The organism is Enterococcus infantis (genome assembly GCF_049166715.1).
Taxonomy (GTDB): domain Bacteria; phylum Bacillota; class Bacilli; order Lactobacillales; family Enterococcaceae; genus Enterococcus_C; species Enterococcus_C leclercqii.
Genome location: NZ_JBMHFB010000001.1, coordinates 66,938 through 87,084, shown reverse-complemented (window position 1 = coordinate 87,084; position 20,147 = coordinate 66,938). Strand labels below are relative to the sequence as shown.

19 protein-coding genes and 1 other annotated feature are annotated in these 20,147 nt (G+C 44.5%); of the genes, 14 read left to right on the top strand and 5 right to left on the bottom strand.

Annotated features, from left to right (window positions below; translation table 11 throughout):
- The first annotated feature begins 193 nt into the window (after positions 1 to 193).
- The 6 genes from ACOMA8_RS00395 to ACOMA8_RS00370 all read left to right on the top strand — a co-directional run bounded on the left by ACOMA8_RS00395 (position 194) and on the right by ACOMA8_RS00370 (position 5,387).
- Complete coding sequence (locus ACOMA8_RS00395) at positions 194 to 1,396, top strand: FtsW/RodA/SpoVE family cell cycle protein (RefSeq protein WP_161899144.1); 1,203 nt, start codon at positions 194 to 196, stop codon at positions 1,394 to 1,396.
- A gap of 36 nt (positions 1,397 to 1,432) precedes the next feature.
- The gene (locus ACOMA8_RS00390) at positions 1,433 to 1,789 is read left to right on the top strand and encodes an arsenate reductase family protein (protein WP_161899143.1); all 357 of its coding nucleotides are present in this window, start codon (positions 1,433 to 1,435) and stop codon (positions 1,787 to 1,789) included.
- Between the two features lie 2 nt (positions 1,790 to 1,791).
- On the top strand, positions 1,792 to 2,130 hold the full coding sequence (locus tag ACOMA8_RS00385) for a glycine cleavage system H family protein (protein WP_161899142.1): 339 nt from the start codon (positions 1,792 to 1,794) through the stop codon (positions 2,128 to 2,130).
- A 158-nt stretch (positions 2,131 to 2,288) separates the two neighbouring features.
- Positions 2,289 to 2,565, top strand: a binding site (T-box leader).
- A 132-nt stretch (positions 2,566 to 2,697) separates the two neighbouring features.
- Positions 2,698 to 3,732: a methionine ABC transporter ATP-binding protein gene (locus tag ACOMA8_RS00380; protein ID WP_161899141.1), complete on the top strand. Its 1,035-nt coding sequence runs from the start codon at positions 2,698 to 2,700 to the stop codon at positions 3,730 to 3,732.
- The gene (locus ACOMA8_RS00375) at positions 3,725 to 4,411 is read left to right on the top strand and encodes a methionine ABC transporter permease (protein ID WP_161899140.1); all 687 of its coding nucleotides are present in this window, start codon (positions 3,725 to 3,727) and stop codon (positions 4,409 to 4,411) included. The genes ACOMA8_RS00380 and ACOMA8_RS00375 overlap by 8 nt, the downstream gene beginning before the upstream one ends.
- A 121-nt stretch (positions 4,412 to 4,532) precedes the next feature.
- On the top strand, positions 4,533 to 5,387 hold the full coding sequence (locus ACOMA8_RS00370; RefSeq protein ID WP_421367459.1) for a MetQ/NlpA family ABC transporter substrate-binding protein: 855 nt from the start codon (positions 4,533 to 4,535) through the stop codon (positions 5,385 to 5,387).
- 240 nt (positions 5,388 to 5,627) lie between these two features.
- Here the strand turns inward: ACOMA8_RS00370 and ACOMA8_RS00365 are convergent, their stop codons facing one another.
- Positions 5,628 to 6,323 carry an SDR family NAD(P)-dependent oxidoreductase gene (locus ACOMA8_RS00365; RefSeq protein WP_421367458.1) on the bottom strand — a complete coding sequence of 232 codons (696 nt, stop codon included), beginning with the start codon at positions 6,321 to 6,323 and terminating at the stop codon, positions 5,628 to 5,630.
- A gap of 159 nt (positions 6,324 to 6,482) precedes the next feature.
- Positions 6,483 to 7,589 (bottom strand): HesA/MoeB/ThiF family protein, encoded by a 1,107-nt coding sequence (locus ACOMA8_RS00360; RefSeq protein ID WP_421367456.1) that lies wholly within the window; start codon positions 7,587 to 7,589, stop codon positions 6,483 to 6,485.
- Between the two features lie 116 nt (positions 7,590 to 7,705).
- Between ACOMA8_RS00360 and moaC the strand changes: the two genes are divergently transcribed.
- The 8 genes from moaC (at position 7,706) to ACOMA8_RS00320 (ending at position 15,566) form a co-directional block, all read left to right on the top strand.
- A complete protein-coding gene (gene moaC / locus ACOMA8_RS00355; RefSeq protein WP_421367453.1) occupies positions 7,706 to 8,182 on the top strand; it encodes a cyclic pyranopterin monophosphate synthase MoaC in 477 nt (158 codons plus the stop codon).
- Between the two features lie 302 nt (positions 8,183 to 8,484).
- Positions 8,485 to 8,907, top strand: coding sequence for a molybdenum cofactor biosynthesis protein MoaE (locus ACOMA8_RS00350; protein WP_161899135.1), 423 nt, complete (start codon positions 8,485 to 8,487; stop codon positions 8,905 to 8,907).
- Positions 8,894 to 9,139, top strand: a complete 246-nt coding sequence (locus ACOMA8_RS00345; RefSeq protein ID WP_421367450.1) for a MoaD/ThiS family protein — start codon at positions 8,894 to 8,896, stop codon at positions 9,137 to 9,139. The genes ACOMA8_RS00350 and ACOMA8_RS00345 overlap by 14 nt, the downstream gene beginning before the upstream one ends.
- Before the next feature lie 4 nt (positions 9,140 to 9,143).
- Positions 9,144 to 10,271, top strand: coding sequence for a GTP 3',8-cyclase MoaA (gene moaA, locus ACOMA8_RS00340; protein WP_421367447.1), 1,128 nt, complete (start codon positions 9,144 to 9,146; stop codon positions 10,269 to 10,271).
- Between the two features lie 707 nt (positions 10,272 to 10,978).
- The gene (locus ACOMA8_RS00335; RefSeq protein ID WP_161899133.1) at positions 10,979 to 11,932 is read left to right on the top strand and encodes a homoserine O-succinyltransferase; all 954 of its coding nucleotides are present in this window, start codon (positions 10,979 to 10,981) and stop codon (positions 11,930 to 11,932) included.
- Positions 11,933 to 12,174: 242 nt separating this feature from the next.
- A complete protein-coding gene (locus ACOMA8_RS00330; RefSeq protein WP_421367444.1) occupies positions 12,175 to 13,395 on the top strand; it encodes a MalY/PatB family protein in 1,221 nt (406 codons plus the stop codon).
- A 134-nt stretch (positions 13,396 to 13,529) separates the two neighbouring features.
- Positions 13,530 to 14,648: a PLP-dependent transferase gene (locus ACOMA8_RS00325; protein WP_421367441.1), complete on the top strand. Its 1,119-nt coding sequence runs from the start codon at positions 13,530 to 13,532 to the stop codon at positions 14,646 to 14,648.
- 216 nt (positions 14,649 to 14,864) lie between these two features.
- Positions 14,865 to 15,566: a glucosamine-6-phosphate deaminase gene (locus ACOMA8_RS00320; protein ID WP_161899130.1), complete on the top strand. Its 702-nt coding sequence runs from the start codon at positions 14,865 to 14,867 to the stop codon at positions 15,564 to 15,566.
- A gap of 90 nt (positions 15,567 to 15,656) precedes the next feature.
- Here ACOMA8_RS00320 and ACOMA8_RS00315 read toward each other — a convergent pair whose 3' ends face one another.
- The 3 genes from ACOMA8_RS00315 to nrdE all read right to left on the bottom strand — a co-directional run bounded on the left by ACOMA8_RS00315 (position 15,657) and on the right by nrdE (position 20,130).
- Positions 15,657 to 16,514 (bottom strand): DUF92 domain-containing protein, encoded by an 858-nt coding sequence (locus tag ACOMA8_RS00315; RefSeq protein WP_421367439.1) that lies wholly within the window; start codon positions 16,512 to 16,514, stop codon positions 15,657 to 15,659.
- Between the two features lie 355 nt (positions 16,515 to 16,869).
- Positions 16,870 to 17,832 (bottom strand): class 1b ribonucleoside-diphosphate reductase subunit beta, encoded by a 963-nt coding sequence (gene nrdF / locus ACOMA8_RS00310; RefSeq protein WP_161899128.1) that lies wholly within the window; start codon positions 17,830 to 17,832, stop codon positions 16,870 to 16,872.
- Between the two features lie 135 nt (positions 17,833 to 17,967).
- Positions 17,968 to 20,130 (bottom strand): class 1b ribonucleoside-diphosphate reductase subunit alpha, encoded by a 2,163-nt coding sequence (gene nrdE, locus ACOMA8_RS00305; protein ID WP_421367435.1) that lies wholly within the window; start codon positions 20,128 to 20,130, stop codon positions 17,968 to 17,970.
- Between the last annotated feature and the right edge of the window lie 17 nt (positions 20,131 to 20,147).

Here is a 20,147-nt window from a genome sequence, read left to right as displayed (position 1 = left end):
AAAACTCTGTGAGAGGGTATTTTTCTTAAGATTCTTTACTGTTGGTTAGGGCCGGACTTTCTTTTCCTGACGAAACCCTCTATAATGTATCAGTGTATCTGAAAAGCGCCCAGCAGTTGAATCCTTCGTTTTTACTGGCTGTGGAATGGACTTTTCGGAGTAGAACGAAATTGTCGGAGAAAAGAGTGACTTGATGGAGAACAGACTTTCCCAAAAGAATGACCGGGCGTTGCGTGACAGCCGTATCGACTACGGTGTCATCCTACCCGTTTTTTTATTGTGTATGATTGGCTTGGTTTCTTTGTATTCCGCCTTGTCCCATGACCCCAGCGGTCGTTCTGTGGTTCGCGGGGTATTGATGCAAAGTTTGTGGTATGGTGTCGGTACAGTAGCAATCGTAATTATCATGCAGATGAAGTCCAAATGGCTTTGGAAGCTAACCCCGGTGATTTACGGACTAGGTTTAGCAGTAATGGCGGCTTTATTGAAATTCCATGATAAGCAGCTGGCGATAGAGACGGGTTCAAAAAACTGGTTTCGAGTGACCTCTAACCTGACGTTTCAGCCTTCTGAATTAATGAAAATCGCCTATATTATGATGATGGCGCTGGTGGTAACTTCCCATAATGTAAAATATAAGGCTCGTACCTTACGTTCAGATTGGCTGTTGATTGGCAAATTGATGCTGGTCACCTTACCCACAGTCGGCTTGGTTATTGCCCAAAAAGACTTAGGGACGATGTTGGTGTTTCTGGCAATCTTCGGTGGCGTCTTTTTAATGTCAGGTATCAGCTGGCGCATCATTATACCGGCTGTAGCAATTGCTGTGATTATCGGCGGTGGGCTGATTTTCTTAGTCATGACGGATTTTGGTCGTGAGCTGTTGTCTCATGTGGGTTTTCATCAGTATCAGTTCAAACGGATTGACTCTTGGTTAAATCCGTTCCATGATATACAAGGGGATTCGATGCAACAAGCTTATGGCATGATGGCAGTCGGTTCCGGCGAAATGTTTGGGAAAGGGTTCAATGTCTCCGATATTTACGTGCCGGTACGAGAGTCAGATATGATTTTTACCATGATTGGTGAGATGTTTGGCTTTGTCGGCAGTGCCTTTGTGATTTTGGTTTATTTTGTTCTGATTTATCAAATGGTAAAAGTCTGTTTTGATACCAATAACGAATTTTACACATATATTTCAGTGGGGATCATTATGATGATCTTGTTTCACGTTTTTGAAAACATCGGTGCTAATATTGGTCTTCTGCCTTTGACGGGGATACCACTGCCGTTTATCAGTCAAGGGGGGTCATCAATCTTGTGTAATATGATCGGGATTGGGTTGATTTTATCCATGCGTTATCAAGCAGGAGCTCCAAAAGACAGCCTGTCATAAAAACGGCGGTCTCGACCGCAGCATAAGGAGGACAAAATGTACACATTGTATTGGTACCCGAAATGCGGTACATGTAAGAAAGCCAAAGCATGGCTGGATTCACAACAGGTAACGGTCCAAACCGTCGATATGGTCCAGAATCCTCCCAGTGCAAATCAGTTGTCCGAGTGGATGACCCAAAGTGGTTTACCAATTCGGCGCTTTTTCAATACCAGTGGCATGAAGTACCGAGAGCTGGGATTGAAGGACCGCGTGGCTGATTTAACGAAGGAACAGGCTTGTGCATTGTTAGCTACGGACGGCATGTTGATCAAACGTCCGATTTTAGCAAAAGATGGTCAATTTTTGGCTGTCGGCTTTAAAGAAACAGATTATGAAGGAGCAGTAAATTAATCATGGAAAAGAAATGTTTGAAAACAAAGGATAATTTATGGATCTTGTTTAACGGAGCGGAGTATGTGATTGGCCTGAGTGCCCAAGCACAAGAAGACTTGGGAAAAGTGACTTTTGCTAACTTGCCTAAGCCTGGAGCAAGTGTGAAACAAGGGGAACCAATGGTCGAAGTTGAAGCTGAAAAAGCGGTTCAAGAATTCCCAGCACCATTGTCTGGTACGATTTCTTCAATCAATGATAAGATTGCTGAAAACATCGACGTCTTAAATGACGAAGATGAAATGAATGCTTGGCTGGTTGCGTTAAAAGACGTGGACACAACCGAGTTTGACAATCTTTAAAATCAGCCAATAACAGCAAAAAGTCGCCGCCGCAATTGTCGGCGGTTTTTTACTGTTTCGAAGCTGCGGAGCCTTTTTTACAAGAGTGAAAATTTCTGAAAGTTTCTGGTTGACAGTCTTAAATCAGCTTGCTATAATCATCATCAATAACAACACAACTGAAAGCTTTGAAAAGAAGAGTACGTTTCGGAGCCGTTTGCAGAGAGCCCGGTCAGCTGAAAAAGGGTAGCGGAGAGAAGAAGCGGAAGATGGTCTTTGAGCAGATCAAGTGAGCAACTGCAAGCTTGATACGGGAACGCCCGTTATAGCGTCACGGTATGCAGCTGCACATCAGAAACAAATCTGAAGAGCTTAAGTACCGGATGAGGTTATTATTGAGAAATAATAGCGAACCAAGGTGGTAACACGAAATGATAAAGTCGTTTCGTCCTTTGCAACAGCAATGTTGTATCGTGACGAGACGGCTTTTTATTTGTATACTGACAAGGTGAGTACGCTTGTGGGTTAAACAATAGACAACGGACAGCCACATTTTAGATTTAACGCAAAAGAATGGAGAAAAGTACGATGGCATTGATCCAATTGAACAACGTCAAACGAACCTTTGACGTGAAAGGAAAACAGATCCGTGCAGTGGACGATGTAACACTGGCAGTGGAAAAAGGCGATATCTACGGTATTGTTGGTTATTCCGGCGCCGGGAAAAGTACCCTGGTACGGTTATTGAATGGTTTGGAACTACCCACAGATGGAGAAGTAGTTGTGGACGGGGAGAATATCTCTGCCCTCAGCAAAAAAGGGCTGCGAGATTTCCGTAAAAATATCGGGATGATCTTCCAGCATTTCAACTTATTGTGGTCTCGTACGGTTTCGGAAAATATCCAGTTTCCTTTAGAATTGTCGGGAATGAAAAAAGCCGAACGGGTACGCCGGGCCGAAGAACTCATGCAGTTGGTTGGTTTGGAAGGCCGCGGGGATGCCTATCCAAGCCAACTCTCTGGCGGACAAAAGCAGCGGGTAGGGATTGCGAGAGCATTGGCAAATAATCCGAAGATTCTCTTGTGTGATGAAGCGACGAGTGCGCTGGATCCCCAGACCACGGATGAAGTGTTGGATTTGCTGTTGGATATCAACCAACAGCTGGACCTGACCATTGTGCTGATTACCCATGAGATGAACGTCATTCGAAAGATCTGTAACAAAGTAGCTGTGATGGAGCTGGGAAAAGTCGTGGAAGAAGGTTCGGTGGCTGAGGTGTTCCGCAATCCTCAACAGGAAGTCACCAAACGATTTGTACAACAAGACTTAAAACCAAGTGAAGATCCGGCAGAAGTGCTGACGGAATTCATCAAGGAAAATCCAAACGGCACACTGTTGACGCTGACTTTCAAAGACGACAATGCCAATGAACCGGTAATCAGCCAAGCCATCCGGCAATACGACGTGGATGTTAATGTCGTTTATGGCAATATTCGACAGGGCAAAGAGGGCTCTTTTGGAACCTTGACCGTCCTTTTGACCGGAGATGCCACCGCTATTCGTCAAGCGACTGCGTTCTTCAGTGCCCAAGAAGTAGGAGTGGAGGTGTTGCACCATGGATAAGAGTTTTTCTGAGATCTATCTGAATTTTGATAAGGTCAACTGGGATCGCATGAAAGAAGCCACCGTAGCAACACTGGCAATGACGGTTTTCTCTTTAATCGTTGTTTTGATTTTAGGCTTTTTACTAGGACTTGTGTTGTACAGCCTCAGTCGTAAAAAAGGCTTAGCTTACACACTTTTGTACAATGTCGTTTCGGTGGTCAGCAATATTTTTCGCTCGACACCATTTATGATTTTGATGGTGTTGATTATGCCTTTTACAAAAGCAATCGTTGGGACCATCATTGACTGGCCTGCAGCTTTGCCGGCGTTAATCCTTTCAGCGGCACCATTTTATGCACGTATGGTGGAGATTGCCTTACGGGAAATTTCACCCGGTGTTATTGAAGCTGCCAATGCAATGGGTGCCAACAGTTGGCAAGTCATGTACAAAGTATTGATTCCGGAAAGCCTGCCCGCGCTAGTTTCTGGTTTTACCGTAACGGCGGTGTCTATGATCGGCTTTACCGCAATGGCTGGTGCTATTGGAGCAGGTGGTCTAGGATCATTAGCCTGGTCAGAAGGATTCCAGCTGAACAATCAGACCGTGACGTTGGTTGCCACAGTCATTATTTTGGTTATTGTTTTTATTGTCCAAGGATTGGGCGACTTTCTTACCAATAAATTGGATAAACGTTAAAAGGCTTTTCGACAACATTTGGGCTTTCGCCGCGGCTAATTTAAAAGGCGGCTTTGAAAATAAGGAGATTTTACCAGAAGCGGTCTGAACAAACCGCTAAAAAGAAAAAGGGGAAATGGACATGAAAAAGATTATTGGACTCGCAGCAACATTCTTATTGGCATTCGGCGCATTGGCCGCTTGCGGAAACAACGACAAAGATACCGCCGATAGCTCAGCAAATAGCGGCAAAGACGGTGAAACCACGTTAGTAGTGGGTGCTTCACCAAGTCCCCACGCTGAAATCTTGGAGGCAGCTAAACCTGTCCTGGAAAAAGAAGGCATCAAACTGGAAGTAAAAACCTTCACTGACTATGTAATGCCAAATAAAGCGTTGGCTGAAAAAGAAATCGATGCCAACTACTTCCAGCATATTCCTTATTTTGACAAACAAGTGAAGGAATATGATTATGATTTTGCAAACGCAGGTGCTATTCATATCGAACCGATGGGGATTTATTCCAAAAATATCAAGAGTCTGGAGGACATCAAGGAAGGCACCCAAGTGATTACTTCAAACTCTGAGTCCGACTGGGGCCGTATTCTGACTATCTTGGAAGATGCTGGGTTGATCAAATTGAAAGATGGCGTGGAAAAGACAACAGCAACATTTGATGACATTACCGAAAATCCTAAAAAATTAGTCTTCAAGCACGACATCGATCCAGGGGTCTTAATTCCAACCTATGAAAATGAGGCTGATTCATTGGTAGCTATCAATGCGAATTTTGTCTTGAGTGCTGACATGAATCCGACGAAAGACTCTCTTTTGTTGGAAGCTGATAACTCACCATATGCCAACATCATTGCTGTTCGTGCAGGTGATGAAAACAAAGAAAGCATCAAAAAACTTGTCGCTGCTCTTCACAGTGACGAAGTGAAGAAATTCGTTGACGAAAAATGGCAAGGTTCCGTTAAAATCGTAGACGCTAATTAATTGATATTTTGAAAAACATAGGCCGTGCTTGTTAAGATACGGCGGCGGGTTACGAGACAACTTCTATAATAAATGGAAAAACGAACAATGGGCGCCAATTTTGGCGAGACCATTGTTCGTTTTTTATAACTCTTATCTGTAGTCATCAGTCAAATACCTATGGACTATGGTTTCTTGTTGATTAGATGTAGCAGTTATCAAGAAACCGATTTTGCAAGCTGGTAATTTTGCTTTGTGGACCTACCAGCCGATTAAACCATTGCGATCTTGAAAGGTGCCAGTAGGACCATTTTGATCCAGTGTGGCCAGGCGGAAGATCGCATCAGTGCCTTCTGTGACCGATTGGCGGCCGCGATTAAAGTTGCCGCCGGTATTGGTGGGCCCGGGATCAGCAGCATTGATGCGCATGTTTGGCAATGCTTTTGCATATTGAAGAGTCAGCATCGAAAGAGCCGCTTTGGAAGAAGCGTAGGCGGGTGAAATGACTTTTGATTCTAAGGTAGTGTCATCTGTCTGTTTGGCAAAGGAACCGACACCGCTGGAGACGTTGACAATCACCGGATTATGCGAGCGTTGCAACAATGGTAAAAAGGCCTGTACGACCCGAAGGCTGCCAAAAACATTGGTGGCAAAGACTGATTCCAGCAAAGCCGCATCAACTGCTTCAATAGGGCGCCGCTCGCCAGGAATCCCTGCATTGTTGATCAGGACATCCAAAGAGTCTTCGCGGGTTTGGTATTGGAGGAATGCTTGTTGGACCGAAATTTCGTCGGTTATGTCCATTACCAGAAATTCACAGCCCAGCTTTTCAGCAGCAAGGCGTCCTCCTTCAACACTTCGACTAGTAATATAAAGTTTATGGCCGACTGCTAAAAGTCGCTTGGCAGTTTCAAAGCCAAGGCCGGTATTGCCACCGGTAATCAAAATTGTACTCATAAAGTCCCCTCGTTTCTTTTTGACAACTGTACCGCAAAGCTGCTGAAATGAACAGCAAACAGGGTAGTTGTCAGCAGCTGATGGCTAGGGTGCGAAATCAGCCAAGACGCCATTTGGGACAAGAAAATGGTGTGTAGATAGGAAAGAAGAGCAAATTCTTTAAAAAAGAGATTGTGGTGGCGACTGCAACAATTCATAGAGTTGTGAGGCAAATGCTTCATCAGGAAAATCATAAAACAGCGCACGACCATTTCGAAAGATAGTGATGCTGGGAAGTTTCTCTTCTTTTACAGCGTGTGATTCAGAATCGGCTGTTTGGGTATCTTGAGAGTGCCCTTCATTTTCTTGTACCAATTGGCGTTCAGTTGAAGTTTTTGAGTGAAGCTGAATCAGCAACGCCAGCTTATTTTGCCGGCAGGGCCAACCGGCTGCAGTAGAGATGGCTGCCAGTTCTGACAGTGAAACCGGTGCTGCCAATTGACCTTGGTAGATATGGCCGCAGACTTTTTTCAGGGGACGTTTAATTTGTAAATCAGTTTTTTTGCCACAGCTTGGGCACTCTTCTTTTTTGCGAATCTTGAAGCGCTGTAGTTCGCCTGACCAGACATCTGTCACTAAAAGTGTCTGCCAGTCCATTTTTTCTGGTTCTAACAGGCAGCGATAAGCTAGTCCTACTTGTAGTGCACTTACCAAGGGAATCAATGGGGTAATAACACCGATTGTCTCACAACTTTTTTCTGTCAACTCAGCCATCTGAGGAAAGACACATTGCAAGCAGGGTCCGTATGCTGGCTGAAGGGCCATCACTTGTCCGCTAGTCCCCCCGCAAGCAGCAAAGATAAAGGGTAGGTTTTTTTCAAGACAGAAGCTGTTGATGCTTGTACGGACAAGAAAATTATCGGTACAATCCAACACCAAATCCAATTTCCCTAACTCTTGAAAAAGCGCCTGATCAAAAGTCATGGCTAACGGCGTGACTTTGATAGCGGGATCGATGGCTGACAATGCTTCAGCACAAGCGGTTACCTTGTGTCGTTTGGCCTGGACATCGGCTACGGTAAAGAGCGTTTGGCGTTGGAGATTAGTCAGATCGACGGTATCAGGATCGACTAGAATCAATTCACCAACCCCGCCACGAACTAATTGTTCGGCGGCATAAGTCCCTAATGCTCCGCAGCCCACCAATAGCAGTCGACTATTATGTAATTTTTGTTGTCCAGTTAAGCCGATTTTGCTGACTCTAATCTGACGGTCGTAACGATTCATGGTAAAATCCTTCCAATCTGTTAAAATAATGGGGATGAGGTTCCATTATTATCTATCGGAACCAGCACAAATGAAATAAGTTAATTCTGTTAAAAATGAGACACGGGGGTAAAACAATGGACGAATTGACACATTTTAATCACCAGCAACGGGCGAAGATGGTAGATGTTACGGATAAAGCTATCACCTTTCGCGAAGCTGTAGCGACTGTCAAAGTCATCATGGCACCAGAAACGCTGCAACGGATCCATGCCGGACAAATCAAAAAAGGGGATGTTCTGGCTGTGGCCCAAGTAGCCGGCATCATGGCAGCTAAGAAGACGAGTGAATTAATTCCTATGTGCCATCTGCTGCCACTAAATGGTGTGGACATCAGCTTTGAAGACGATGGTCAGACTACCCTCATGATTACTGCTGTCGCTAAGGTCAGCGGCAAGACAGGCGTCGAGATGGAAGCACTGTGTGGCGCACAAATCGCTGCACTCACGGTTTATGATATGTGTAAAGCTATGGACCGCGGGATGGTGATTACAGACTGCCACCTAGTAGAAAAAAAAGGCGGAAAGAGTGGCCATTTTGTTTTTGGTGAATAATCACGGCCGTAAAACAATGAGAACTACCAATTTTACCTGATATTTGGCGGGTTCTCACTCAGAAATTAGAGCCTTGCTAAGAAACAGAGCCTGCGTTGTTGCGCAGGTTTTTTTGTTGCCGAGTTTTCAAGTCGAAAAAGTACCTAAGCAAAAGCTTGTCGGAAAGTCATTTCCAAGCTTCCACCAAAGTTTATTCCATAATTTTCATTAAAGCAACTGTATTTAGAAAGGGCTTTCGTATATAATGAGTTGGAGCATTAAAATTATTCATGATATCTAAAAAATAGTGAGAAGGTAAAGCCATGGCATTCATCAAATTACAAACCGAACCCATCGACGTTGCTGCTTGCTACGCACGTTTGAAGGCACCTCAATATGGCGGGATTGTGACGTTTTGCGGCACAGTACGGGAATGGACCGGTCCGCTGCAGACTACTTATATTGAATACACTGCTTATGAAGACATGGCGGTGAAAGAATTGGAAAAATTGGCTGCTCCTGTTGAAGCTGCTGGCGGACAAGTGGTGATTGTGCACCGCTTAGGACCTTTAGCCATTGAAGACGAGGCCGTGTTTATCGGCGTGGCCACTGCCCATCGCGGGGCCGCTTTTGATGGCTGTCGACAGATTATCGATCAGTTGAAAGTCAACGTACCTATTTGGAAAAAAGAAATCAATCACAATGGTCAGCGCTGGGGAGGAGAGATGGCAAATGAAAGAGCTTAAGCTGTTTGCCTATTTGGCAGAGACTCTCGGCGATACGATTACCCTGCAACTGCCACCGACATTTGATAAAGAACAAATTTTACAGGTAGCAGCTGCGGCTTACCCATTGATGAAAGCCGAAATTATGACCTGTAATGTAGCAGTGGACCAAGAGTTTGCCACTATAACAGATACATTTGTCAGGGAGGAAGTTGGCGAGATCGCATTGATCCCACCGGTGAGCGGAGGTTGAACAAATGACAAAAAGAATGGCGCCAGCACCGGGCTTGGCACAAGCTCCGGCGACTGAAAGAATAAAAGAAAAACAACAACCGCAAGAAGTTGGAAAACGAGTACCTTCTCAGACAGAGGATGTGCTTTCTAAACGTCAAGGATTAAGGGACCCTTATGGCCGGTTGCATGATTATGTACGCATTTCTGTGACAGATCGCTGCAATCTCCGCTGTGTCTATTGTATGCCGGAAGAGGGGCTGCCGTTTTTCCCTACAGATAAAGTGTTGAGTGCAAATGAAATCATACAGTTAGTGGAGAACTTTGCCCAGTTGGGAATCACTAAAATCCGTTTGACTGGCGGGGAACCATTGTTACGAAAAGATATTCTTGATATTGTACGAGGTATCAGCAATGTGGCGGGCATTAGAGATTTGTCAGTGACGACAAATGGTTTGGCATTGCCACGACTAGCCGGTCCACTATGGGAAGCCGGTGTCAAACGGCTCAATATCAGTTTGGATACTTTTGATCCGGAACGGTATAAAAATATTACTCGTGGCGGCAATCTCAAGCGGGTATTACAAGGTCTTGAAGCAGCAGCAGCTTTGCCCTTTGAGCAGATCAAATTAAACACTGTCGTCATTCGTGGACAAAACGATGACGAGTTAGCTGATTTTCTCCGTTATACCTTCGATCATCCGGTGAATGTCCGCTTCATCGAATTTATGCCAATTGCAGCAGATCAGGACCAGTGGGAAAAACAATATTTTGGTATCGAGAGAGTCTTTGACGTCTGTCGAGAAGAAGGCTGGGACTATGAGCCTATCGAATTTGCCGGCAATGGTCCTTCAGAAAACTTCCGTATCCGGGGTGCTCGTGGTAGCTTTGGTTTGATTCATCCTGTTAGTTGCCAATTTTGCGAAGGCTGTAATCGGCTACGAGTGACAGCTGATGGATGTTTGAAATCTTGTCTGTTTTGGGATGATGAAGACAATATCCGCCCAGAAATTTCTGATTTTGCCGCTTTTTCCGAAAAAGTTCACCGAGTTTTAGCAACTAAGCCGAAAAATCATGAAATGGCTCTTGATCGCCAAGAAGAAGTCAAAGATAAGCGGCCTACTTGGCGTCATATGAGCCAGATTGGTGGGTGAATAGCTCACTATTTGTTGCGGATTTTAGGGGTTCTTTACTTCTTAAAATGGGAAATCACTCGCCAGATAAGCTCAAAAAGCGGGTACATTTTTTTCGTTGGATTTGAGAGTGAGTTTTATTGGTTCGCAAGCAGGTGTCAGCGACTGCTTGCGGGCTTTTTTCATTTATTACTGTGGAGTTTAACTTTTGACTGGGTGGTAAATAGAGCCGGCTTTCCGCTGAGTTGGACTATGGGAGCTTTCCTTCAAAATTATTGCCGCTTTGTGGTATCTTTTTTCGATTGACAAACACACGTAAATCAAATACAATAACACCAATCATATAAGCGACTGCTTTGAAAAGAAGAGTACCGATCATGGATTTTTACAGAGAGCTCCGTTTGGTGGAAAGGGGCATTTGAAGTGTTTGGGAAGATGGTCTTTGAGCAGACGGGTGCGAACCTTGTTAAGGAGTGATCTAAGGCAAGGACAGTGCTCGACGGGAGCGCCCGATATAGCGCCACGGTCTTGCAGGGCCAGATTCTAAACTGCTTTTGGAATCTGTGAGCTGTTGCAGTACTTGGTGAGGTTGTTGCAGTGATGCAGCAGCGAAAAAAGGTGGTCACACGATACGTCGTCCTTTCATACATTTTTGTATGGAAGGACTTTTTTGTACCCGGGATGAGCTGACAACCACGAAAAAAATCACAATAGGAGGAGGTTTTCCTATGCCTATCAAATTGACGGAAGGTTTTCCCGCAAAGGCAGTGTTGGAAAAAGAGAATATTTTTGCCATTGATTCGAAGCGAGCTCGCAGCCAAGATATCCGTCCTTTGCGTTTGGCTATCTTGAATCTGATGCCACAAAAAATGGATACAGAAGTCCAGCTGTTGCGTTTGATTTCCCAAAGTCCACTGCAGATCGATGTGGATTTTTTGAGAATCGCGACTCATGAACATAAGCACACGAGTCTGCATCATTTGAACAAATTTTACCAGACTTTTGAGGAAGTGGCAGAAAAGCGCTATGATGGGCTGATTATCACTGGTGCACCGGTGGAACAGTTGCCTTTTGAAGAAGTGGATTACTGGGACGAGTTGATAGAAATTCTAGATTGGGCCAAAAACCATACCACCAGTACGCTGCATATTTGTTGGGGGGCGCAGGCAGCCTTGTATCACCATTACGGGATTGCTAAAGTTCCCTTGGAAAAGAAATTATTCGGAATCTTTGCCAATCGCTCGGTAGGCAATCACCGTTTGATCAGAGGCTTTGATGATTATTTTTATACACCGCAATCTCGTTATACCAGCGTAGATGAGCAGCAATTGGCTGAGTGTGAGCAGTTGAAGGTGATTGCTCGCAATCCTGAGATTGGCTCTACCATGATTGTCAGTCGCGACCACCGGGAAGTTTATGTTATGGGACATTTTGAATATGCGACTGAAACCCTGAAGAAAGAATATTTTCGTGATCAAGATCGTGGGCTGGCTACAGAACTACCGGAAAATTATTTCCAATACAATTACCCTACAGACAGCATTCGTAATACTTGGCGGGGACACGCCTATCTTTTTTTCCACAATTGGTTGAATGATGTCTACCAGGTAACACCCTATGCAATCCAGGAGGTAGGTAGCAAATTAACGCTGCCAGAACTAGAAAAGCTTCCAGACAGCTGAAACTGTGACAAATGGAAGTACCAGTAAGAAAAAGTAAGAATAAAGGAATATCTGGGGCAGGAAAACTTGCCCGAGAGGAACCAGGGAAATGGCGATTGGACACCGCCAAAAACAAGTGATTGCCTGGACAGCAGTCACTAATGTCACCCGCAGTGGCGATAAAAATAACCTGTCTTCTAGAGATTAGCAGGCAGACTTATACACAGCAAGATAAAGGATGACTGAGGAAAGAAGTGGAAGTTATGGACATACAGACATTTATCGAAACTTACGCAGTGGCGCGCAAAGGCAGTGACTGCCTCAAATGGGACGCGCTGCAGGAACGTTTCGGTGCAGAAGATCTGCTGCCTTTATGGGTGGCGGATATGGATTTCAAAGCGCCGCCGGCTGTTGAAAAAGCCCTCATTCAGCGCGTTCGTCAAGGAGCTTTTGGCTACTCACAAAATCTACCGGATTATTTTTCAGCTTTTGCTGTTTGGCAGAAAAAGCGTCACGGAATCACCCTTGAGTCGAATTGGCTGCGTTTTTCAAAAGGGGTGGTGGAATCCATTTATCATCTGATTCAAATTTTTACGACTCCCGGCGATGGTGTTTTGATCCAGCCACCAGTTTATTATCCTTTTTTTAATGCTGTTCGAGAAACTGGTCGCAAGCTAGTAGAAAATCAATTGGTGCAGTCAGAAGACGGCAGTTGGCAAGTGGATTTGGCAGCTTTTGAAAAACAGTTGGCCACTGGCAATGTTCGGTTGTTTCTGCTTTGTTCCCCTCACAATCCAGTGGGACGAATTTGGCAGGAAGCAGAGCTGCAAGCACTGTTTGCGCTTTGTGAAAAATACGATGTCTTAATCTTAGCTGATGAGATTCATCAAGACTTTGATTTCAGCGAAACAGGGTTTGTTTCTGCGTTGCAGGTAGCAGAAGGCCATTTTCAAGAAAGATTAGTCGTCGTCAATGCCCCATCAAAAACTTTCAATTTGGCCAGTCTGCTTCATGGGCATATTCTTATTCCAAATCATGAGTTGCGGGAATGCTTTGATCAGAAAATCAAACCCTTGAGTCAGTCAGAAAACAACCTTTTGGGGCAAATAGCCGGTGCAGCAGCCTATCGTGATGGGGGAGACTGGTTTGACGCCGTAAAACAAGTGATTTGGGAAAACTACCGCTATTTGCGAGATTATCTGGTCAAAACAACACCTAAAATTCAGGTGAGCCAGTTGGAAGGAAGTTACCTGGTTTGGTTAGATCTCAGTGGACTCGGTCTTACAGATGCCCAAACGGTCGAAAAATTCATCAAAGAAGACTGCCAGCTGGCGGTGGATTTTGGCAGTTGGTTCAGCGCCGAAAGTAGTTCTTTCATCCGTTTGAATCTGGCTTGTTCACCAGCTGTGATCAAACAGGCGTGTGACCGTTTAGCAACAGGAGCTTTAAAGCGACAACTGTCTGCAGAGAGGCAAATCAAGTGAGAAGCAAGGGATAAAAGCACTTCATTTGCAGGAGCGGTATCTTTTTAGAAAAGGCAACCAGCTGATGAGATTACAAAAAGGCAAAAACCACTAGCTGCCGACAACCTACATGAAATTGAAAGAAGGAATTTTCCATGACCAAAGAAAAAGTGACGACCTTTTTAGCGCAAATCGGTAATCAAAAAGATCCTTATACTGGAGCAATTTCTGCACCAATTCATCTTTCTACAACGTATTCCCACCCGCATCTGGGGCAATCGACGGGTTTTGATTATACCCGCACAAAAAATCCAACTCGTTCAATCTTGGAAGAAGCATTGGCAAAGTTGGAAGAAGGCAGCTTAGCCGTAGCGACGAGTTCTGGAATGGCAGCAATCCAACTAGTCTTGGGACTGTTGCCACAAGGTGCGCATATTTTGGCGGGGCGTGATCTTTACGGCGGCAGTTATCGGTATTTCAACTTTTTAGAAGAACAGGGAGTTGCTACCTTCGCTTATTTTGACAGCCAGGAGGAATTTGAGACTCTGTTAGCAGATACCCCAGAAGTAGCAGCGGTCTTTTTAGAGACCCCCACCAATCCTTTGATGCACGAGTTTGATATTGAAACGATCGCTGACAAGACCCATGAGCACGGGGCGCGTTTGATTGTGGACAACACATTTTTAACCCCACTTAGACAAAAGCCGCTGACATTAGGTGCAGACTTTGTCGTTCATTCCGGTACAAAATTTTTGTCTGGTCACAATGATTTATTAGCAGGAGTGGCTGTGGCTAAAAGTCAAGAGGGTGGGGAGAAACTCTCTTGGCTAGCCAATACGACAGGTGGTACGTTGGCACCTTTTGATTCGTGGCTGTTTATCCGCAGCTTAAAGACACTGTCACTGCGCTTGGAGCGACAAGAGGAGAATGCCGGAAAATTGGCTGCACAGCTTCGAAAGCTTCCTCAGGTGACGGAAGTTCTTTATCCGGGAATCGGAGGAATGATTAGTCTGCGGGTTACTGATCCCCAAAAAATTCCAGCCTTTCTTGAAAGCTTGGAGCTGTTCACCTTCGCAGAGAGTCTGGGGGGCGTAGAAAGTTTGGTGACTTACCCCACAACTCAGACCCACGGCGATATTCCGGTAGCAGTACGGGAAGCCTATGGACTGACACCAGATTTGTTGCGACTGTCGATTGGAATTGAGGATGCAGAAGATCTCTTAGCCGACTTGGTTCAGGCCTTGGAAGTATTTCCCACTGCCAAAACTATTTAGAAAAAGTGACAAATTAGATACCAACAAGAGGTTCAACAAAATCTTTTACTGACAAATTGCTGCAGCCAGGGGGACTAAAGCAATGTTTGGATGCAGTCGGCAGCATGCGCAATAATTTTTTATAAAAAATCTGCTTTTTGTGGTCTAGACGTTTGCCAGCTATGCTAGATGGTGCTATAATCGGACTATACCAAATACAAGAAAGCAGGGCTGAGCATGGAAATCATCCGCGTGAAAAATGCTGAAGAAGGCGGCAAAAAGGCATTTGAATTGATCAAAGAAGGTATGGCAAACGGCGTAAAAACACTAGGACTGGCAACAGGCAGTACTCCGATTCCATTGTATAATGAAATGACAACAAGCGATCTGGACTTTTCTGAGATGACTTCTGTCAACTTAGATGAATATGTAGGTTTAGGCGGCGACGACGAACAAAGCTACCGTCATTTTATGAACACGAACTTGTTTGATAAAAAGCCTTTCAAAGCCACTTATGTACCAAATGGCAAAGCGGCAGATTTGGCAGCTGAATGTGGTCGCTATGATGAAGTCATTGCTTCTAACCCAGTAGATATCCAAATCTTGGGTATCGGCGTGAACGGTCACATTGGGTTTAACGAACCTGGTGCTGACTTAGAAGGCAAAACAGCTGTCGTAGAATTGACAGAATCAACAATTGAAGCTAACAAACGTTTCTTTGACAAAGTTGAAGATGTGCCGACACGAGCGATCTCTATGGGAATCGGCTCTATCATGCAAGGAAAACAACTGATCTTGATGGCCTTTGGTGAAAACAAAGCAGATGCAATCAAAGGAACAGTTGATGGACCAGTAACAAACCATCTACCAGCTTCTGTTTTACAAAATCATCCCAATGCAATCATTATCGTGGATGATGCAGCAGCTTCAAAATTATAAAAAAAGACCGGAAGTAGCGTCCGAATGACGCCACTTTCGGTCTTTCTTTTTACCAAATTTAGAATCAGCGGCAAACACGATTAGCGCTACTCAGAAAAGTACCTGCCACAAATAGGCCAGTCCCAATGTTAAGAGGCCGCTGAAAAAGTTGACGGTATCATTGTTGAAGCCGATAATACCACTGATTTTTTGCGTAGCCGCCCCATGATGCTGCGTTTTTTCGGTAATCCGGCCGCAAATTTGACAACGGTATTTTTGTTGCAGTGTTGCTCCTAATAAGCTGTCGATCCATGTGGCAGCAAACCCACAAAGGGCCGGTAACCAGAAGGTGAGTCCGTTGGTCATTTGTGGAAATAGCAGCTGATTAGGCAACCACCAGACACCGGCAATTATTCCGGCCGCTGCTATTCCAGCGCAAGTTCCTAACAAGCTGACACCACCAGATAAACCGGCTGCTAAAGGACGTCCTGTCAGTAGTGAACGAGGCGGTCGTCGGGACAGCACACCAATCTCAGATGACCAAGTATCAGCAGCAGCACCAGCAATTACAGCAATTTGACAATATACGAGACGAGGATCACCGCCGGCTAGTTGTTGCCAAAGTAATGCAATTAACAAAGGGCCACAGTTTGCAACCACCTGCCAACCATCTCGAGCATGACTTTTTGCAATACGTTCATCGGAATCAGCAAGCTGCCCACCAGTGGTCAAAGCTGTTACCTGTGATGGAGCTTTCCGAAAGTACTTTTTCAATCCTTGGACTAGATAACTCATAGCAAAAAACAGAGCTAGATAACCTGCCATCACCGGTGAAAGAGCAAAAATAGCTGTGCCCATCACAAGTAAGAGCAGGGCCCCAGAAACATCTAGCCAATCACAAGCCAGACTGAAGACAGCAAGCAAACTACAGCCAATCAGCCCTATCACAGCTAGGTAAAATGTGATCATCGGTTTTTCTCCTCGTTTCATTGATAAAGTAAAGGTAAAACTAGCATCAGCCAGCGAGTCCTCATTTTACTGTAACAGCCCATCGGTAACAAGGCCTGGATGGAATTTGCCAATAATTTGCCGATTTTTTTGCAGTGTTCGATCAAAGGCTTTGAGCAGTGGCTGTAATTGAAATTTCAAATAAGAGGAAGTCTTGCTTGATTTGTTTCATTCCAGCACATAAAAAGGATAGCAAAGCAAAAAGACGCTTTTATAGCTATCAATTGATAATTTAACAAAAAAGCCAACCAGCAGTAGAATTATCCACACTACTGCTGGTTGGCTAAAAGTCGGTGTTGGGAAATTTGCAAATTACTTACATACCGATAAGATAATCATCATCTTGCATTGCTTCTACGGTTCCCAACAGATAACCATTACCCACTTGTGAGAAGAAATCGTGGTTTGATGTTCCGGTGGAGATCCCGTTCATGACAATTGGATTGACATCATCAGCAGTGTCGGGAAACAGTGGGTCTTGACCGAGGTTCATCAAGGCCTTATTGGCATTGTAACGCAAAAAGGTTTTAACTTCTTCTGTCCAGCCAATTCCGTCATAAAGTTCTTCGGTGTAACGCTCTTCGTTTTCATATAATTCGTAAAGCAAGTCATACATCCAATCTTTCAATTGTCCTTGCTCTGCTTCAGGCAGTTCATTGAATCCTAACTGGAATTTATAGCCGATATACGTGCCGTGGACACTTTCATCGCGAATAATCAGCTTGATAATTTCTGCTACATTGGCCAGCTTGTTGTTGCCAAGATAATACAGTGGGGTATAAAAACCTGAATAAAATAAGAAGGTTTCCAAAAAGACGCTGGCAATCTTTTTTTCTAAAGGCGTGCCGTTTTTGTAAATTTCATTGATCCGTTCGGCTTTTTTCTGGAGAAATTCATTGGTATTGGTCCAGGCAAAAATTTCTTCGATTTCAGCAGTGGTGTTTAATGTTGAAAAAATCGAGGAATAACTTTTTGCGTGGACAGATTCCATGAATTGAATGTTGTTGAGGACGGCTTCTTCGTGTGGCGTGCGAACATCTTTGCGGAGCTGATCCATCCCGCTTTCTGATTGCACCGTATCCAACAAGGTCAAACCACCGAAAACTTTGCCGACCAGGTCTTTTTCCGCAGGAGTCAGCTTGCGCCAATCGTCAAGGTCGTTGGATAAAGGAATCCGAGTATCCAGCCAGAATTGTTCCGTCAGTTTTTCCCATGTCGATTTGTCGATGATGTCTTCAATCTCGTTCCAGTTGATCGCTTCATAATAGGTATTGGTCATAATCGTTCCTCCATTGTTCTTTGTTGGGGACCAAGAAGAGCTGTCCGCAACAAGCTGCTGACAATCGTGTTCAAAATACGTCAAATGAAAATCGCAAACAGCTCGTCGCGGAGGGCTAATTCAAACTTTAAAAAATCAGATGACACAGCTTTCGCACTGGTTGGAGCCGATTTCTTCATTGTCGTCAGTAAAGGTGCGGACATAATAAATGGATTTGATGCCTTTGTTAAACGCATAGTGACGCAGAATATTTAAATCACGAGTGGTTTGCTTGTTCGTGTCTGTCTTCCATTCGTAAAGACCCGCAGGAATTTCTGAACGCATGAACAAGGTCAAACTCATTCCTTGATCGATGTGTTTTTGAGCTGCGGCATAAACGTCAATCACTTTGCGCATATCCATGTCATAAGCAGACTTGTAATAAGGCAAGGTATCGTTGGACAGGTAGGCTGCAGGATAATAGATCTTACCGATTTTTTTCTCTTGGCGTTCCTCAATCATACGAGTGATTGGGTGCAGACTGGCGCTGGTATCATTGATATAAGAAATCGAACCGTTGGGTGCAACCGCCAAGCGATTTTGGTGATATAACCCATCTTTTGCGACGGCTTTTTGCAATTTGCGCCAATCTGCAGCCGTCGGAATGAAAATCCCGGCAAAAAGTTCTTTGACTTTTTGTGAACGAGGGACATGTTGACCGGCTGTATAGTCGGCAAAATAGCTGCCGTCTGCATAAGCTGATTTTTCAAAGCCGTCAAAAACAATCCCCCGCTCCCGAGCAATCAGATTGGATTCTGTCAATGTCCAATAGTTTAACAGCATAAAGTAGATATCGGTGAATTCAATAGACTCAGCCGAGCCGTATTCCATGTGGTTTTTAGCAAAATACGTGTGTAGGCCCATCGCGCCCAATCCGATGGTGTGGGCTTCCTGATTGCCTTTTTCAATAGAAGGAACCACGTCAATGTGGGAATGATCTGTCACGTAAGTCAGCGCTCGAGTCATGGCTTTAACGGAGCGGCCAAAGTCAGGACTAGCCATCAAATTCACGATATTGGTGGAACCCAGATTGCAGCTGATATCAGTGCCTAAAACCTCATATTCCTGCTTGCCATTGATGAGTGAGGGTTTTTGCACCTGTAAAATCTCAGAGCAGAGGTTACTCATGATAATCTTGCCATCAATTGGATTGGCCCTGTTTGCGGTGTCGATGTTGACGATATAAGGATAGCCGGATTCTTGTTGCAGTTTGGAAATTTCGTTTTCCAAATCCCGGGCTTTAATCTTCGTTTTTTTGATTCGAGGATCGGCCACCAGCTTGTCATATTCAGCAGTGATATCCAGATAAGAAAACGGCATTCCGTAGACCTGCTCTACGCTGTAAGGAGAAAATAGGTACATATCTTCGTTTTTGCGGGCAAGTTCATAGAATTTGTCCGGGACGATGACACCTAAAGACAAGGTTTTGACCCGAATCTTTTCATCGGCATTTTCCTTTTTCGCTGACAGGAAGTTGATAATATCTGGGTGGAAAACGTTCAAGTAGACGACGCCTGCTCCTTGTCGTTGCCCCAATTGGTTGGAATAGCTGAAGCTGTCTTCAAAAAGCTTCATGACTGGCATCACGCCGCTGGCTGCCCCTTCGTAACCCTTAATAGGAGCGCCTGCTTCCCGCAGATTACTCAATGTAATACCGACACCACCACCGATACGAGAAAGCTGCAAAGCACTGTTAATTCCACGACCAATAGCATTCATGTCGTCTGTGATTTGAATCAGAAAACAAGAAACCAGTTCACCACGACGTTTACGGCCAGCATTCAGAAAAGAAGGGGTTGCCGGTTGGTAGCGTTGGTGAATCATCTCATCTGCCAATTGCAGCGCCAGCTCTTCGTTGCCTTCTGCAAAATAAAGGGCATTGACGGCGACGCGATCTTCGTAGCTTTCCAAATAATACTCTCCGTCATTGGTCTTCAAAGCATATTGCGAATAGTACTTGTAAGCTGCCATGAACGACTTGAAGCGAAAGTTTTGAGCGGTCAAAAAATCATACAATTTTTCCAAAAATGCCGGAGTATACTGCTGCAAAAATTCAGCCTCTAAGTAGTCCTGGGCTACCAGATAAGCCAGCTTTTCATGGATATCTTTAAAGACCATTGTATTGGGAATGACATTTTCTTCAAAAAAAGCTGCCAAAGCTTCTTGGTCTTTGTTCAATGGAATCTGTCCGTGTACCGGGCGGTTGATCTCATTATTCAATTTATAATAGCTGACATCTTGCAATGTTTTTAAACTCATAGGGATCCTCCTCGTTG

What these genes read in the sequence shown, in the direction of transcription:
- ACOMA8_RS00345 (WP_421367450.1), top strand. Translation starts at nt 8,894, where the DNA reads ATGAAAGAGCTTAAGCTGTTTGCCTATTTGGCAGAGACTCTCGGCGAT.
- ACOMA8_RS00315 (WP_421367439.1), bottom strand. Translation starts at nt 16,514, where the DNA reads ATGATCACATTTTACCTAGCTGTGATAGGGCTGATTGGCTGTAGTTTG.
- ACOMA8_RS00395 (WP_161899144.1), top strand. Translation starts at nt 194, where the DNA reads ATGGAGAACAGACTTTCCCAAAAGAATGACCGGGCGTTGCGTGACAGC.
- ACOMA8_RS00375 (WP_161899140.1), top strand. Translation starts at nt 3,725, where the DNA reads ATGGATAAGAGTTTTTCTGAGATCTATCTGAATTTTGATAAGGTCAAC.
- ACOMA8_RS00360 (WP_421367456.1), bottom strand. Translation starts at nt 7,589, where the DNA reads ATGAATCGTTACGACCGTCAGATTAGAGTCAGCAAAATCGGCTTAACT.
- ACOMA8_RS00380 (WP_161899141.1), top strand. Translation starts at nt 2,698, where the DNA reads ATGGCATTGATCCAATTGAACAACGTCAAACGAACCTTTGACGTGAAA.
- ACOMA8_RS00330 (WP_421367444.1), top strand. Translation starts at nt 12,175, where the DNA reads ATGGACATACAGACATTTATCGAAACTTACGCAGTGGCGCGCAAAGGC.
- ACOMA8_RS00385 (WP_161899142.1), top strand. Translation starts at nt 1,792, where the DNA reads ATGGAAAAGAAATGTTTGAAAACAAAGGATAATTTATGGATCTTGTTT.
- ACOMA8_RS00370 (WP_421367459.1), top strand. Translation starts at nt 4,533, where the DNA reads ATGAAAAAGATTATTGGACTCGCAGCAACATTCTTATTGGCATTCGGC.
- ACOMA8_RS00320 (WP_161899130.1), top strand. Translation starts at nt 14,865, where the DNA reads ATGGAAATCATCCGCGTGAAAAATGCTGAAGAAGGCGGCAAAAAGGCA.
- ACOMA8_RS00335 (WP_161899133.1), top strand. Translation starts at nt 10,979, where the DNA reads ATGCCTATCAAATTGACGGAAGGTTTTCCCGCAAAGGCAGTGTTGGAA.
- moaC (WP_421367453.1), top strand. Translation starts at nt 7,706, where the DNA reads ATGGACGAATTGACACATTTTAATCACCAGCAACGGGCGAAGATGGTA.
- ACOMA8_RS00350 (WP_161899135.1), top strand. Translation starts at nt 8,485, where the DNA reads ATGGCATTCATCAAATTACAAACCGAACCCATCGACGTTGCTGCTTGC.
- moaA (WP_421367447.1), top strand. Translation starts at nt 9,144, where the DNA reads ATGACAAAAAGAATGGCGCCAGCACCGGGCTTGGCACAAGCTCCGGCG.
- ACOMA8_RS00365 (WP_421367458.1), bottom strand. Translation starts at nt 6,323, where the DNA reads ATGAGTACAATTTTGATTACCGGTGGCAATACCGGCCTTGGCTTTGAA.
- ACOMA8_RS00390 (WP_161899143.1), top strand. Translation starts at nt 1,433, where the DNA reads ATGTACACATTGTATTGGTACCCGAAATGCGGTACATGTAAGAAAGCC.
- ACOMA8_RS00325 (WP_421367441.1), top strand. Translation starts at nt 13,530, where the DNA reads ATGACCAAAGAAAAAGTGACGACCTTTTTAGCGCAAATCGGTAATCAA.
- nrdF (WP_161899128.1), bottom strand. Translation starts at nt 17,832, where the DNA reads ATGACCAATACCTATTATGAAGCGATCAACTGGAACGAGATTGAAGAC.
- nrdE (WP_421367435.1), bottom strand. Translation starts at nt 20,130, where the DNA reads ATGAGTTTAAAAACATTGCAAGATGTCAGCTATTATAAATTGAATAAT.